The 14,407-nt window shown below is 52.3% G+C and carries 12 protein-coding genes; 9 read left to right on the top strand and 3 right to left on the bottom strand.

From position 1 onward, the window contains the following. Positions 1–232: 232 nt before the first annotated feature. The 9 genes from ABV298_RS29800 to ABV298_RS29760 all read left to right on the top strand — a co-directional run bounded on the left by ABV298_RS29800 (position 233) and on the right by ABV298_RS29760 (position 11,636). The gene (locus tag ABV298_RS29800; protein ID WP_353719764.1) at positions 233–1,483 is read left to right on the top strand and encodes a TlpA disulfide reductase family protein; all 1,251 of its coding nucleotides are present in this window, start codon (positions 233–235) and stop codon (positions 1,481–1,483) included. A 408-nt stretch (positions 1,484–1,891) separates the two neighbouring features. After that, positions 1,892–2,350: a protein-disulfide reductase DsbD domain-containing protein gene (locus ABV298_RS29795; protein ID WP_353719763.1), complete on the top strand. Its 459-nt coding sequence runs from the start codon at positions 1,892–1,894 to the stop codon at positions 2,348–2,350. A gap of 20 nt (positions 2,351–2,370) precedes the next feature. Continuing rightward, positions 2,371–3,324, top strand: a complete 954-nt coding sequence (locus tag ABV298_RS29790) for a cytochrome c peroxidase (RefSeq protein ID WP_353719762.1) — start codon at positions 2,371–2,373, stop codon at positions 3,322–3,324. A gap of 122 nt (positions 3,325–3,446) precedes the next feature. After that, positions 3,447–4,061: a TetR/AcrR family transcriptional regulator gene (locus ABV298_RS29785; RefSeq protein WP_353719761.1), complete on the top strand. Its 615-nt coding sequence runs from the start codon at positions 3,447–3,449 to the stop codon at positions 4,059–4,061. Positions 4,062–4,112: 51 nt separating this feature from the next. Beyond that, positions 4,113–5,480 carry a TolC family protein gene (locus tag ABV298_RS29780; RefSeq protein WP_353719760.1) on the top strand — a complete coding sequence of 456 codons (1,368 nt, stop codon included), beginning with the start codon at positions 4,113–4,115 and terminating at the stop codon, positions 5,478–5,480. Positions 5,481–5,599: 119 nt separating this feature from the next. Continuing rightward, entirely contained in the window at positions 5,600–6,532 is a 933-nt protein-coding gene (locus ABV298_RS29775) for an efflux RND transporter periplasmic adaptor subunit (protein ID WP_353719759.1), read from the top strand. Between the two features lie 20 nt (positions 6,533–6,552). Then, positions 6,553–9,642, top strand: coding sequence for an efflux RND transporter permease subunit (locus ABV298_RS29770; protein ID WP_353719758.1), 3,090 nt, complete (start codon positions 6,553–6,555; stop codon positions 9,640–9,642). Between the two features lie 61 nt (positions 9,643–9,703). Continuing rightward, entirely contained in the window at positions 9,704–10,585 is an 882-nt protein-coding gene (locus ABV298_RS29765) for an AraC family transcriptional regulator (RefSeq protein ID WP_353719757.1), read from the top strand. Between the two features lie 64 nt (positions 10,586–10,649). Continuing rightward, complete coding sequence (locus tag ABV298_RS29760; protein WP_353719756.1) at positions 10,650–11,636, top strand: zinc-binding dehydrogenase; 987 nt, start codon at positions 10,650–10,652, stop codon at positions 11,634–11,636. Between the two features lie 57 nt (positions 11,637–11,693). Here ABV298_RS29760 and ABV298_RS29755 read toward each other — a convergent pair whose 3' ends face one another. From ABV298_RS29755 to ABV298_RS29745, 3 genes are all read right to left on the bottom strand, one after another. Then, positions 11,694–12,059 carry a hypothetical protein gene (locus tag ABV298_RS29755; protein ID WP_353719755.1) on the bottom strand — a complete coding sequence of 122 codons (366 nt, stop codon included), beginning with the start codon at positions 12,057–12,059 and terminating at the stop codon, positions 11,694–11,696. Between the two features lie 173 nt (positions 12,060–12,232). Then, positions 12,233–13,000, bottom strand: a complete 768-nt coding sequence (locus ABV298_RS29750) for a LytTR family DNA-binding domain-containing protein (protein WP_353719754.1) — start codon at positions 12,998–13,000, stop codon at positions 12,233–12,235. 221 nt (positions 13,001–13,221) lie between these two features. Continuing rightward, positions 13,222–14,385 (bottom strand): histidine kinase, encoded by a 1,164-nt coding sequence (locus ABV298_RS29745; protein ID WP_353719753.1) that lies wholly within the window; start codon positions 14,383–14,385, stop codon positions 13,222–13,224. Positions 14,386–14,407: the final 22 nt, after the last annotated feature.

Below are 14,407 nucleotides of genomic sequence, written 5' to 3'. Positions count from 1 at the left end.
CTACAAAAATTATAGATAATTAAAATTGCCATTTTATATTTGCTGCATGATTCAACGGCGGTCACAAACCACCTTCGACCAGCCGCCGGTTCGGGCCAATCCTGCACAATGCCCGGGCTGAAAACAAAGTACTTCCGGTATGGCCGATTAGGTATGGCCGATTAGGTATGGCCGATTAGGTTCCGCCGGCAAGATGAGTTCTCATTTTTCAAAACCTAAATTTTCCAGTTACATGAAAATCAACAACCAGATGAAAGCCGTGGCACTGGCAGGGGCCACGTTGTTTGGAAGCGCGGCATTTGCCGGTGAAGGTCCGGATGCGAAAGCACCAAAACAAGGCATATGGCGTGGCGAGTTCGTGATCAGCGAAACGCGCATTCCATTTAATTTCGAATACAATGCCAAAGACAAAGAGCATCCGGTTCTGACCTTGCTCAACGGGACGCGCCGCGACGATTTCAAGGTGACCCGGCTCGGCGCCGATTCGATTTTTGTGAAAATGAATACCTACGACGCGGCCCTGGTGGCGAAAGTCGAGTCCGACGGCAAGATCACCGGCGAATACCGCAGTCTGGTACCGGGCTTCCGGGGGAATGCGCTACCGTTCTCGGCCGAATACGGCAAGGACTACCGCTTCGTGGAGAAAGGGAAGGAACGACCTACCAAACACAATCTGTCGGGTAAATGGGATTTGCAGGTTTACAGCAAAGCCAAAATGCCTGATAATGTGGCGCTTTTGAAACAGGAGGGCAGCAAGCTGACGGGCGTCGTGATGTCAACGGTGGGGGACAGCCGCGAGCTGGAAGGCGTTGTGGAGGGTGACGAATTCGTGCTATCGCACTTTTCGGGGCCGAACCCCAGGGTTTACAAGGGCAAAATCAATGAAGACGGCAGTATAACGGGCGTCATCAGCTCCGGTATTTATGACAATACAAAATTCGAAGGCGTCAAAAACGACAAGGCGGAATTACCCGATCCTTACAAGCTGACCTATCTGAAAGAAGGCTACAAAAAACTGGATTTCACTTTGCCCGACCTCGACGGTAGGCAAGTGTCGCTTAGCGACGACAAATACAAGGGAAAGGTGGTGATCGTGGAAATTATCGGTACCTGGTGCCCGAACTGTACCGATCAGACAGCTTTCCTCGCGCCGTGGTTCCGGGAGAACAAAAAGCGGGGCGTGGAAGCGATCGCGATCGGTTTCGAGCAGAAGGATGACCTCGAATATGCGAAATACACGCTCGGGACGCTGAAAAAGAAGTATGGCATCGAGTATGATATTCTTTTCGGCGGCATTGCCGATAAGAAGGTCGCTTCCGACAAACTGCCTGCGCTTAACCGCATGATGGCTTTCCCGACCACGATCCTGATAGACCGCAAAGGCGAGGTCCGCCAGATCCACACCGGCTACACCGGCGAGATTACCGGCAAGTATTTCGAAGATTATGTGGCGAAATGGAACAAAGACCTCGACGAGCTTTGATCGCCGAGCCGGTTCCGGCGGGCATTAGTTCGGCGGCGGACAGTAATACCAAGAGTTCGAAATAAGACGATTCGTTACAGGCAGGTCGTTGTTATTGCATCCCCAAGGGGATTTCACTAATGGCGATGACGCCGTACGTTCTACCAATATTACGTACCTGGCGGCACTTGGCAGTGGGGCGTGGAATCGCGTCAGCGATGTAATATCGGTAGCAAGATCGAACGTCTGGAAATCCTGAAATGCCGTCAGGCATGCAACGACAATGCATCCTCCCAGGTAAAATCATATTTGAACTAAATCGTGAGTTCACAAACTAGGTACGTGGTGATTTGAAACAACTGCAAGGCGGCCGACAAGGTATAACATGCATTGCAGTTGTTTAATATTTCATTTTAATATTGTATTCCAATGATTTACAAAATTTTACTGCTGCTGCTGTGCTGCTGTGCGGGCAGCGTTTTTGGACAAGACCTGAAAGATATTTCGCGCTGGAAAGTAAACCTTTCGAAAACCGACGCCAAACCCGGCGAGCAGGTGGAAGTGGTATTTTCCGCGGATATCGATAAAAACTGGAAGCTCTATTCGTCCGATTTCAAAGGCGGTATCGGCCCGCTTCCCACCGAATTTGCATTCGATCCAAACAACGCCTACCAACTTGTGGGCGATATAACAGCGGTAAAGCCGCTCAAAGCCGTCGACCCGACGTGGGACAAGGCTTACACCTATTTTATCGATAAGGCCGAGTTCCGGCAGAGGATCAGACTGACCAAAGCCGGCGGGAAGGTGTCGGGAACGATCAAAGGCTTGCTGTGTTCCAGCGAAAACGGGCTTTGTGTGCCGTTCAAAGAATCTTTCGAAGTGCGTTGATTTAAATCCGGCAGTTTACAATGGGTATTACAAAATGGATGGCGGTAGCGCTTTGCGGCGGATCGCTGGCGTTGCTGTCGTGGCAATCCGGTTCGGTTTCGGTGGATGTGGAAACCAGGGAAGAGCTGGGCGAAAAATTGTTTTCGGACCCGATCCTTTCCCGTAGCCGTGCTATCAGTTGCGCATCGTGCCATATTCCCGAGTTTGCGTTTGCGGATACGGCGGCGTTCAGCATCGGCGACAAGGGCACACGGCTTACACGCAATTCCCCCGCATTGACCAATCTTTCCGGTCGCACGGATTTCTTCTGGGACGGCCGTGCCGGGTCGCTGGAAGAGCAAGTGCCGGGCCCGCTTTCGGCGCATGACGAAATGGACTTGCCGTTAGACCAGGCCGTGGAACGCCTCAAAAACGACGGTTATTACAGTATGGCGTTTCAAAAGATTTTTAAAACCGAGGTCGATGGCAAAAACCTGGTCGCCGCGATTGCGGCATTCGAGCGTACGCTCGAAACGACCAACACACCCTATGACCGCTACCTCGACGGCGATGAAAGCGCGATGTCCGCGGCGGCGGTGCGCGGCCGGATGCTGTTCATAGGGAAGGCGAACTGCGCCACCTGCCATTCCGGCGAGGATTTTACGGCCGATCGTTTCAAAAGCATTGGTCTATTCAATGGGAAAGAACTGAACGACCCCGGCCGTTTCAAAATCACGGGGGACAGTGCGCATATCGGCCTTTTCAAAATTCCCGGTCTGCGCAATGTAGCCGTGACCGCGCCTTATATGCACAATGCGATGTTCAAAACGCTGCGTGAGGTGGTGCAATATTATAACACGCCGGATAAATTCGTCCGCGATCCAATCAACCGGGACCTGTCGCTCGGTAGCGCGCTCAACCTGACCGATGGCGAGGTAGACGACATCGTCGCATTCCTCGAAGCCCTCACCGACGATCGCTTCCGGAAAAAATAAACCTCGGATCACAGATTTATCTCCCGCTCATAGGTAGATTTCCGCCATTCTTACTTTATTTTGCTAAACATCTTGCATTTACTAAACAGTGTTTATTATATTCACATCGTAATTACAAAAGCATGGCGATTAAGGAAAGAAAAGAGCGGGAGAAGCAGGAAATGAGGAACCTGATCATCGAATCGGCGACCCAGTTGTTTTTGAAGCAAGGTTACGATAAGACGTCTATCCGTAGCGTTGCGGATGACATTGAGTATAGTCCTGCTACTATCTACTTGTATTTCAAGGATAAAGACGAGATTTTCTATGTGATTCATGAAAATGCGTTCGATATTCTGAACCGGTTGTTGAGGCAGCACGAAGTGATTGCCGATCCGTTTGAAAGACTGGCTGCCCTAGGCAGAACGTACATTGAATTCGGTCTGAAAAATCCTGATTACTACGATCTGATGTTCATCATGCGCGCGCCGATGAGCCAGATCAAGAATGAGGAAAAATGGAAGGCGGGTGAATGCGCATTCGGCTATTTGCTGACCACCCTTGCGGCTTGCCTTGAACAAAAAAAGATACGGCAGGCGGACCTGCACGTGACTGGTATCCAGGTGTGGTCGTATGTGCATGGATTGGTTTCGCTCTACGTCAGGGAGCGTATGTGCATCCTGATGCAACCCGACGATGTGACCCGGGAGATGTTGTACAAATCGTTCGAGCTTTTTTTGGCTAATTTGAAAACCTAAAAAATTTTACCCTGCCACTAAACACTGTTTATTAAATAAACATTACTTATCATGAAACGTTATCTGAAAACAATGCGGCGGCATTGGCAGTATCTTCTTGTGCCTTTGCTAAGCTTCTTTACACCCATAATGGCGCAGGATGCGCGCTTGCAAGGCTACATTGAAGAGGGGCTGCGCAAGAACCAGGGACTGAAACAGCAGGGGTTTATCCTTGAAAAGAACCTGTTCGCACTCAAAGAAGCCCGTACATTCTTTTATCCGGAAGTCAATTTCAGTACTTCCTATCTCGATTCGCGTGGTGGCCGGAAAATCAGCATACCCATCGGCGACCTGCTCAACCCCGTATATAGCTCGCTGAACGAACTTACCAACTCATCGGCATTCCCGAAGGTGGAGAATGTAAGCCAGACCTTTAACCCGCGGAACTACTACGATGCCAGATTCAGAACATCGTTGCCGATTTATAACGCCGAGATTGCCTACAATACCAAGATCCGGAAGGAGCAAATCCATTTGCAGCAAGCGGAAATCGACGTTTATAAACGAGAGTTAGTAAAGGAAATCAAGGTTGCCTATTACGCTTGCCAGCAGGCCGACGAGGCGGTCCGCATTCTGGAAAACGCGGTGTCGCTGGCCCGGGAAAACCTCCGGTTCAATCAGGCGCTGGTAAAAAACGATAAGGCGATCCGGACGGTGATCAGCCGGTCGGAGAACGAGCTGATCGGACTGGAAGCGAGGCTGGCGGATGCACGAAACCAGTCGGAGAATGCGAAGGCCTATTTCAATTTTTTGTTGAATAATCCATTGGACAATACGCTGGAAATCGGTGTACCCGAAGAAATACCTATGCTGGCCGATACTTCGGCGGCCGGCAGGAGGGAGGAACTGGCGAAGCTCGAATCCGTGTCGAAAATCAACGCGCTATCGGGCCAACTGGCACGGGCTGGCGCATTGCCCAGGCTGTCGACGTTCATCGACCTGGGCTCACAGGGTGATTTTGTGAATTTCAACAAGGATACCCGTTATTACCTCTTCGGTGTAACGCTCGACTGGCGGGTTTTTGCCAACAACCGTACCCAGTACAAAGTGAAGCAGGCGGAAATGGAGCAGAAAGCGACCAATGAACAAATCAGCCAGGTAGAACAGCAGCTTCAACTACAAAACAAAACAGCGGCCAATACTTTGCAATCGGCATTGAAGACTTATCAGGCCGCCAAAAGTCAGACCGCGTTGTCGCAGCAATATTACCGGGACCAGCAAAAGCTCTACCGCGAAGGCCAGCTGCTTTACATCGAGCTGCTCGACGCACAGAACCGGCTGATCAGCGACCAGCTTCAACAAAGTATTTCCTATCTCAACGTCCGGACCCGCGCGGCGGAGCTTGAACGGGCACGGGCGAGTTATTTATTTACAAACTGAAAATGAAATGAAAGCTACAACACATCCCATCGTATACGCCTATGTGCTCGCGGCCGCGCTGTTCGCATCCGCGTGCAAGGAAGAAAAAGAAGACGCAGCGAAGCGATGATACCATTCCCGTGAAAATCATCAGCTCGGAAGCATTGACGCAGTCGCAGGCCGTGGAAACTTCCGGTTTGCTCGGTTCCGAAAACGAGGCGAGGCTATCGTTCAAAATCGGCGGTATTATCAGGGATATTTTAGTTGAAGAAGGAGACAGGGTCAGGAAAGGTCAGCTGCTGGCGACGCTGAACACGACGGAAATCGCCGCTCAAATGGGGCAGGTGGAAGAGAATTTCCTGAAAGCCCAGCGAGATGCCCGCCGCGTGCAGAACCTTTACCGGGACAGCGTTGCGACGAAAGAACAGCTCGAAAATGCACAGACCGCATTGGTACTTGCGGAAAAGCAGCTGGACATCGTGAAATACAATCTGTCGCAGACCAAGATCTTTTCGACGGCGGACGGCGTGGTTATGCGGAAATTGCAGAATGCCGGTGAACAGGTACAGGGTGGAACGCCCGTCCTGCACATCAGCAGCACCAATAGCAGTGACTGGGTTGTGAAATGCGGCCTTACCGATAAGGATTGGGCAAGATTGAAGGGCGGCGAAAAAGCGGAGATCAGGTTCGATGCCTATCCGCAAACATTCACGGGCAGCGTGAAAACGCTCGCGCAGGCCAGCGACGCCGTGTCGGGATTGTACCAGGCAGAAATCCGCCTCGATAAGCCCTCGGCAAAACTTGCCAGCGGCCTGTTTGCGAAAGTGAGCGTTTATCCCAAAGAACAAACCAGCATGGTATCCGTTCCCGTGGATGCGCTCATCGAGGGCGAGAACGACAGCGCATTCGTGTTCGTAGCCGACGGTAACCGGGCGTTGAAAAAGCGCGTCAGGATCGCATTCATGGAAGGTGATAAGGCATTTATCCTTGCGGGGATCGATGCGGGCGCGCGGGTGATACGCGAGGGTTCGGCTTACCTCGCGGAAGGATCGGCCATTAAGATAGTTCAGTAACCATTTCAAATGCCAAGACCATGAAATTACCTGAATTTGCAGTCAAGAACTACCAGTTCACGCTGGTCATATTCCTGGGCGTGCTGGCGCTGGGGCTGTACTCGCTCTTCACGATGCCCCGGAGCGAGGATCCGGACATCCATCCGCCGCAATTTACCGTGGTGGTGGTGTACCCCGGCGCCAATCCGAAAGATATGGAGCAGCTCGTGGTGGACCCGATGGAGAAGAAGATCAACGAACTCGACGATATGAAACACATTATCACCGACATCCGCGACGGCCTTGCGGTGATGCAGGTGATATATAAATACAGTTCCGACCCGGACGACAAGTACCAGGAAGTGGTTCGGGAAATCAACGCATTGCGCTCACAGCTGCCCGCGGATATCGCCGACATACGGATCAACAAGCAGATTCCGTCCGACGTGAGTATTTACCAATATGCGTTGATCAGCGAGAACGCCACCTACGCGCAGTTGAAGAAGTATTCGAAGGACTTCAAGGAGCGGCTGGAAAAGATCAAAACCCTTAAAAAAGTGGAGTACTCGGGCATTCCCGAGCCAGAGGTGAAGGTAAGCCTCAATTTGCAGAAGATCGCCCAGCAAAAGCTGACCCAGGATCAGATCGTAGGCGCATTGCAGAGCGAAGGCGTAAATATACCGGGCGGAAGCATCAGCATGGCTACCAAAAAACTGAATATCAAAACCTCGGGCAGCTACCGTACGCTCGACGAAGTTGCCAACACGGTTGTGTCCCGTTCGAATGGAAATATCGTTTACCTGAAAGATGTCGCTGAGGTGAAAATGGGTTATGAGGATGAAACTCACATTACCCGCCTGAACGGCTTCCGTTGCAGCTTTGTGAATGTGAGCCTGAAAGAAGGCGAGAACATCATTGCCGTACGCGACCAGGTGGAGCCCGTGGTGGCGGCATTCCGGAAAGAGTTGCCCGCGAATATCGAAATGGTAAAAGTATTCGACCAGGCTAAAAGCGTGGATACCCGCCTGTCGCATTTCGCACGGGATTTCGGGATTGCCATTCTGCTGGTACTGCTCACATTGCTGCCGCTCGGCACGCGGGCGTCTGTCGTAGTGATGATCTCGATTCCGCTTTCGCTGGCGATCGGGCTTACAATGATGAATTTGCTCGGGTATAACATCAACCAGCTCAGTATTGTCGGAATGATCGTCGCATTGGGTATCCTGGTGGACGACAGCATCGTGGTTGTGGAGAATATCGAGCGGTATTTACGCATGGGCTACGGCAAGGTGCAGGCCGCCATCCAGGCGTCGTCGCAGATCGGCCTGGCGGTAGCGGGTTGTACGATCCTGCTGATCTTCGCGTTCCTGCCGCTCGTGTTCCTGCCCGAGGGGGCGGGGGATTTCATCAGAAGCTTGCCGATGTCGGTGATTACCACCGTATTTGCCTCGATGCTGGTGTCGCTGACGGTCGTTCCGTTCCTTTCCAGCGTGATCCTGAAACCGCACGCGAGCGAAGACGGTAACTGGTTGCTGCGCGGAATGAAAAAGGGCATTCATAAGACTTACGGCAGCGTGCTCGACCGCGCCTTGCAATGGCCTAAGACCACCTTGCTGATGGCCGGTTTGATATTCGCCGGTTCGCTGGCGCTGGTGCCGCTGATCGGCAACAGCCTTTTTCCCAAATCGGAGAAGCCGATGTTCCTGATCGACATCGAAACGCCGCAAGGTACCAATCTGAAGAAAACCAACGAGATAGCCCGTTATGTGGAAGGGATCTTGAAACAGGAACCGCTCATTACCTCCTTCGCGACCAATGTAGGCAAGGGCAACCCGCGGATATATTATAATGTAGTGCAAAGGAATGAGAGCGAGAACTTTGCGGAAATCTTCGTGCAGGTGGAGGGACTTGAAACGGAAGAGAAGGTTGCGGTGATCGAGAAGCTGCGCAGGAAACTGGAACACTACCCGGGCGCAGAAATTAAAGTCAAGGACTTCGAGCAGGGACCGTTGATCGAAGCGCCGCTGGCATACCGCATTTATGGCGAAGATCTTGACGATTTGCGAAAAACCGCTTTCCGGGTGGCCGATTTGCTCAGTAAAACCGAGGGTACGATATATGTCAACAACCCGTTGCTCGTGCAACCTACCGACCTGCGTATCAACATCAACAAGCAGAAAGCCGGAACGCTGGGCATTTCTTCGGCCGACATCGACCGCACGGTGCGGCTGGGGGCTGCCGGGCTCAATGTGGCGACGTTCCGCGAGGATGAGGGTAAGGCCGACAGCTACAATATCAATGTGTCAGTCCCGAGAAACGCGGCGGTTCAGGACTACAGCGTTTTTGACAAATTATACGTGACCTCCGCTTCGGGCGCAAGCATTCCGCTGAAAAACATCGCGACCATCGAAATGGAGAGCTCGCCGAACCAGATCAGGCATTACGACAAAGACCGTTACGTTACCGTGTCGGCCTTTGCGAAGCCCGGCTATAACGTCCAGAAGATGAACGAGGACATTACCGCGAAGCTTAACCGGTTCAAATTCGAAAAGGGCCAGCATTTTACGGTGGCAGGCGAAAAGGAAAGCCAGGAGGAGAGTTTCGGCGGGCTCGGCCTGATCATTTTGATCACCGTGTTCGGGTTCCTCGGCGTTTTGATATTGGAATTCAAAACTTTCAAAAGTATTCTCATTGTGCTCTCGGTGATCCCGCTCGGTGTCGTAGGCGGCCTTGCGATGCTTTTTCTAACAGGCGAGACGCTTTCTTTCACGGCTACCATCGGTTTTATCGCATTGGTAGGTATTGAAGTAAAAAACTCGCTGCTCGTGGTCGATTTTACGAACCAGCTCCGCGAGCAGGGCAAAAGTATCGGGGAGGCGATAATCGAAGCCGGGGAAATCCGCTTTGTGCCGATATTGCTCACTTCCATGACGGCAATCGGCGGTTTGCTTCCCTTGGTATTCGAATATAGCGCATTGTATTCGCCACTGGCACTGGTACTTATCGGAGGGTTGATCAGTTCCACGTTGCTTTCGCGGCTGGTGACGCCGGTTATGTACAAGCTGCTGCCCCCAAAGATCGAAAGGCGGAATGTCGGGCAGGAAGCAGAGCTGGAACCGGCCTATCAGTAACTAACCGCGCAGGTTTTTCGGACGGGTGTATTATTTTGCAGGAACTGAAATGTATGATGTCATGCAGATTTCCTATCAGAATAAACCACTTTTTCCCGGAAAACCTGCACTGTTTCCGGAGGGACGGCGGCTGTACCGGCATTACGAGCAGTCGGAGCAGAGTTTAACGACGAGTATACACTGGTTTGATTTTCAGACCAATGCGTCGCATACGTTAAATGTCTGTTATCCGTCGAGTTTTTACAAAATGGTGCTTTGTATCGAAGGGAATTCGAGGTCGATGCCGAGGCGTGCCGCGCAATACGGCTTCGGCACCGGGCAGGCATTGTTTTACCGCACGGAAGAAGGCCCATACCAGGCGGTGTTGCCCGCCGATACGCACTTTAAGGTAATCCATATCCATCTCTCCGATGCCCATACGGAAATGTTGCAAAGTAATGCGCCGGCATTGTTCGAACGGCCGGTCCCGGTTATGAGCCTTTCCGCCGGATGTGCGGATGCGTTTTTACAGCTTAAAGCCCTGTCGGACAACCCCGGATTGCTCAACCTCTTTCAGGAAAAACTCATTACCGACCAGCTTTTCCGTTTCGCCTCGCGCGTGCACACGACGGGCGCGCGCGCGAGGGACATATTGCAGGAAGCCATCTGGCATATTCATCGGTCGGACAGCTATTTGACTATCTCGGAGCTTTCCAGGCTTACCGGAACCAATACGTTTCGTATCAAGCAGGTTTTCCGGGAGCAGCTGCATACTTCGGTGTTCAGATACCAGTCGGACCTGCGCCTCGAACGCGCCGCGCAGTTGTTGCCGGACACCGGCCTGGATATTGCCGCAATCGCATTTCAATGCGGGTACGAAAGCGCGGCGGCTTTTTCGAATGCATTTTTGAGAAAATACGGCGTGCGGCCGTCGGCGTTTAAAAACTCCCGGTCGCGCAGATAACGCTCCCGGTCGCGCAAGCGTAGGGGCGGGGAAGGCCGGTACATTTGCTTAAAAACACATAACCATGAAAGCAAATGTAATTACCGCCCATGGCCCGGCCCGCGAAGTTTTTGCGATGCGGGAACTTCCCGATCCGGTACCCTCGGGCGACGACCTCATCTTAAAAGTACTCGCCACGAGTGTAAACCCGCTCGACTGCCGCATCCGGAAGAAGGCTTCGGTGCCCCGGAATTTTCCGTTGATATTAGGTTTCGATGTGTGCGGCATTGTCGTTGATAAAGGAAGCAATGTCGCCGGTTTCGAAATCGGGGATCGCGTCATCGGTTCGCCCACACCGTTTAGGAACGGCGCCAACGCCGAATACGTCGCGATCGACTACCGTTCCTGCGTGCATGCCGGCACGCTGGGCGACGAACAGGCGGCGGCTATTCCGCTGGTGGGTATTACGGCTTATGAAGGGCTGTTCGACCGGTTGAAGGTCGCTGCCGGGGACCTGGTCGTAATTCATGCCGGCGCGGGCGGGGTAGGGCACCTGGCGGTTCAGTTGGCTAAAAAAACGGGTTGTACGGTAGTTACTACCGCCAGCAAGCCCGGTTCGCTGGCTTATTGCTCGGAACTGGGTGCAGACTATGTGCTGAATTACCGTGAAACCGATGTCCCGAAGGCAATTATGGATATTACCGGCGGCAAAGGCGCCGGTTTGATATTCGATACCGTCGGCGGCAGTACATTCAGCCAGTGCCTCGATTATGTGGCTTACAACGGCCACATTGCCACGATCCTGCCGGTTGAGGTGCCGGAGACCGGCGGTTATCGGCTGTTATTGAAAAACATTACGCTGAGCTACCAGTTTATGGGTGGCCCCTTGCAGCGGCCTGAAAGCAACAGGCAGGGCGAGGTTTTGAAAAAACTGGTGAATATGGCGGAAAGCGGTGCACTACGCCCCGGGGTTTCGGCCGTCTACGACTGGACGGACCTTGCGGAGGCACACGAATCGATGGAGACCGGGCACACTGTGGGTAAAATTGTGGTTCGGGTGAGCCCGGCATGAAACGCCCGGCGAATCAAAAGCAATGGCCACCGGCAGTGTGCGGTGGCCATTTTTGTGTTATAGATTGACAATAACCGGCTTGCCGTCGATGTGCCTGGCCACTTTGCTGAGCGACCTGCCGATACGCTGTGTAAAACCCTGATCGAGCTCGGAATAGGCGAGGTCGGTGTTTTGTATGATGAGCTTGTGTGCAAGTTCGTCGTAGCTCCATCTGACGGTTGCTTTTTGCTCGACGGGCGCTGAGGTTTCGCAGGCGCTCCCCTGCGGGTGGGTTGCGTCGCGCAGTGCGGCACACAGCTTCCAGATCGTAAGCATCGCGATGACGGCCACTGCGAACAAAAGCTGGCGCTGATGTACGCCTTTGTGTTGGTGGAGCAGCGCCAGGAGCGCGGAGGTAACGATAGTAGACGGTTTGATGAGCATGGCTAACGGATTTAAATGCAATTGAATGTCAGGTATCCTTCTCCGGTATAACCGGAAGTTATACTTACTGACAAATTTGCATCCCTAAGCGTTGAAATGGGAATCAAAAATGTCTGATCTGACCATTTCGTTATTTAAACCGTGCATATTAAACAGTGAACCGTATCCGGCGGTTACCCCATTTTGGTCAGGAATGCCTTGATGTTGTCGCGGTAGCCCCGTGTCCATTTCACTTTTTCGCCTGTCGACAGGTGGATGATGTACTCGCCGTTGAAATAGGTTTCCAATTCGGATATAAAATTCATATTCACAATATTGGACCGCCCGACCCGGATCATTACCGAAGGATCGAGCCGGCCTTCGAGGCTGCCCAGGCTTTCGTAAATGGTGTAGGTTTTCTTCTCACACGTATAGACCGTAATGTAGTTGCCGTCGGCCGAGAAATGGGTAATATCGGCTGTTTTGACCAGGTACATCTTGCCGGCTTCTTTCACCAGGAGCCGTTGCAGATAGTTTTCCTCTTTCTGCTCACGAAGGAGGCTGTTCACCAACTCTTCGATCCGTGGCTGCGATTTTTGGCTTAGCCGTTCTTTAAGCCGCCCGAGCGATTGGTGGAAACGGATCTCGTCAAAAGGTTTTAACAAATAGTCGATCGCATTCACTTCGAATGCGCGTAACGCATATTGATCGAATGCCGTGGTAAATACCACAAACGGCTGATGATGGGGCCATACCTCTCGCAGTACTTCGAAGCCGTCGAGCTCGGGCATTTGTATGTCCAGAAAAATAACGTCCGGCCGGTGTTGCAGGATTTTCACCACCGCTTCCGAACCGTTGGCGGCCTCGTCGGTGATTTCAATGGAATGGTCGTGCTGTACAAATGTCCTGATTACGTCCCTGGCCAGCACTTCGTCATCGATGATCAGGCAGCGGTATTTCATGTTTTTGGGGTTGTTTGGTGTTTGTCGGGCTATGGAGGCGCATCCTGTTTATCGCAAAAACGTCAGATCACAAAAATTTGCGTCCCAGCGCGTTCTGTACCGTATGGCAGAAAGCTCCTCCGGAGCCGGAACGCCCGATTCCACTTCATTGCTATAACAGGAAGGCCCTCCCGGGCCACTTTTAATGTTCTTTATCATCTTTCCGAAATAGTTCCTCTCCGTCAGCCATCGGGGTTCGATCGTCGGCCGTCAAAATGCAGCGTTACCGCCGTACCCCCGCCGACCGGCTGTTCAAATTCCAGTCGGGCTTCTGCGCCGTAGGCTTGCTGCAATCTTAACGAAGTATTTTTTAGCCCTAGTCCCATTCCCTTCGACGATTTCCGCGATGCGGTGCCAACGCCATTATCGTACACCGTCACCCGGATGCCCGTAGCGCTCACAGTGCTGGTAATGCTTATGAGCGCATTGGTGGTGAGATCGGAAATGCCATGGGTAATGGAGTTCTCGACGATGGGTTGCAGTATCAGTTGAGGCACGGGGTACAGCTCCGAGGCCGGGTCGATGTGATATTCCACTTTAAGGCGGTCCTGAAAGCGTATTTGCTGGATATCGAGATATTGGCGGGTCAGTTTAAGTTCTTCCTGCAAGGGTATGAAATCCGCCGACTGGTTCACGAGCACCGCCCGCAGCAGGTCGCTCAGCGTGGTAATCATCAACGTGGCTTTACGAATATCGTTTTTGACCATCAAACTCACTACACTGTGCAGCGTATTGAAAAGGAAATGCGGGTTGAGCTGCATTTTCAGTGACTGCAACTGCGCGGTGGCCAGTTGTCCACGTAGCTGTTCGTTATGAAGCTCGGTTTCGAAATTCTGCTGTTTCAGTTCCTGGTAACGATAAATGTATGACACCTTGCTAAACCCGACTACGAGCAACAGGTACTGGCCGAAGCTCGCCGTGTAAGCTGTAAAAAAAGAAAAAAGATAGCTTTCGAGCGGAACAGCCTTGCCCACAGCCTTGTACATCAGCGGATTGGTAATGTAATAGTGAACGGTGTTAACGAAAATATTCAGAAACGTGACGATCATTAAATGAAACAGGATCGGTTTGAGAACCGACCGTCCCCGGGGCTTGAATGCCACCGGTACCTTGACGGACGCGTACAGGATCAACGGGGTCGTCGACCACCAGAACAGCCCGTCGAGCAGCCAGATAAATATCTCGTGGGGCCGCATCACCACCCCTTCCTTCAAAAGCCACAGCATCATAAGCTGACCGAACGTTATCACTGCGAAAATGCTCCAATAGCAGAAGGAATACCACCAGAACTGGCCCACTGTGAGCGGCAGCCTGGATTGTTCCAACGTACGTTTTAAAAAAGTCATGACAGGATGGACCGATTTGGGG

The organism is Dyadobacter sp. 676 (assembly GCF_040448675.1).
Classification (GTDB): Bacteria; Bacteroidota; Bacteroidia; order Cytophagales; family Spirosomataceae; genus Dyadobacter.
Note: the sequence above shows the minus strand (reverse complement) of the source record. Positions and strands in the feature narration are given on the sequence as shown.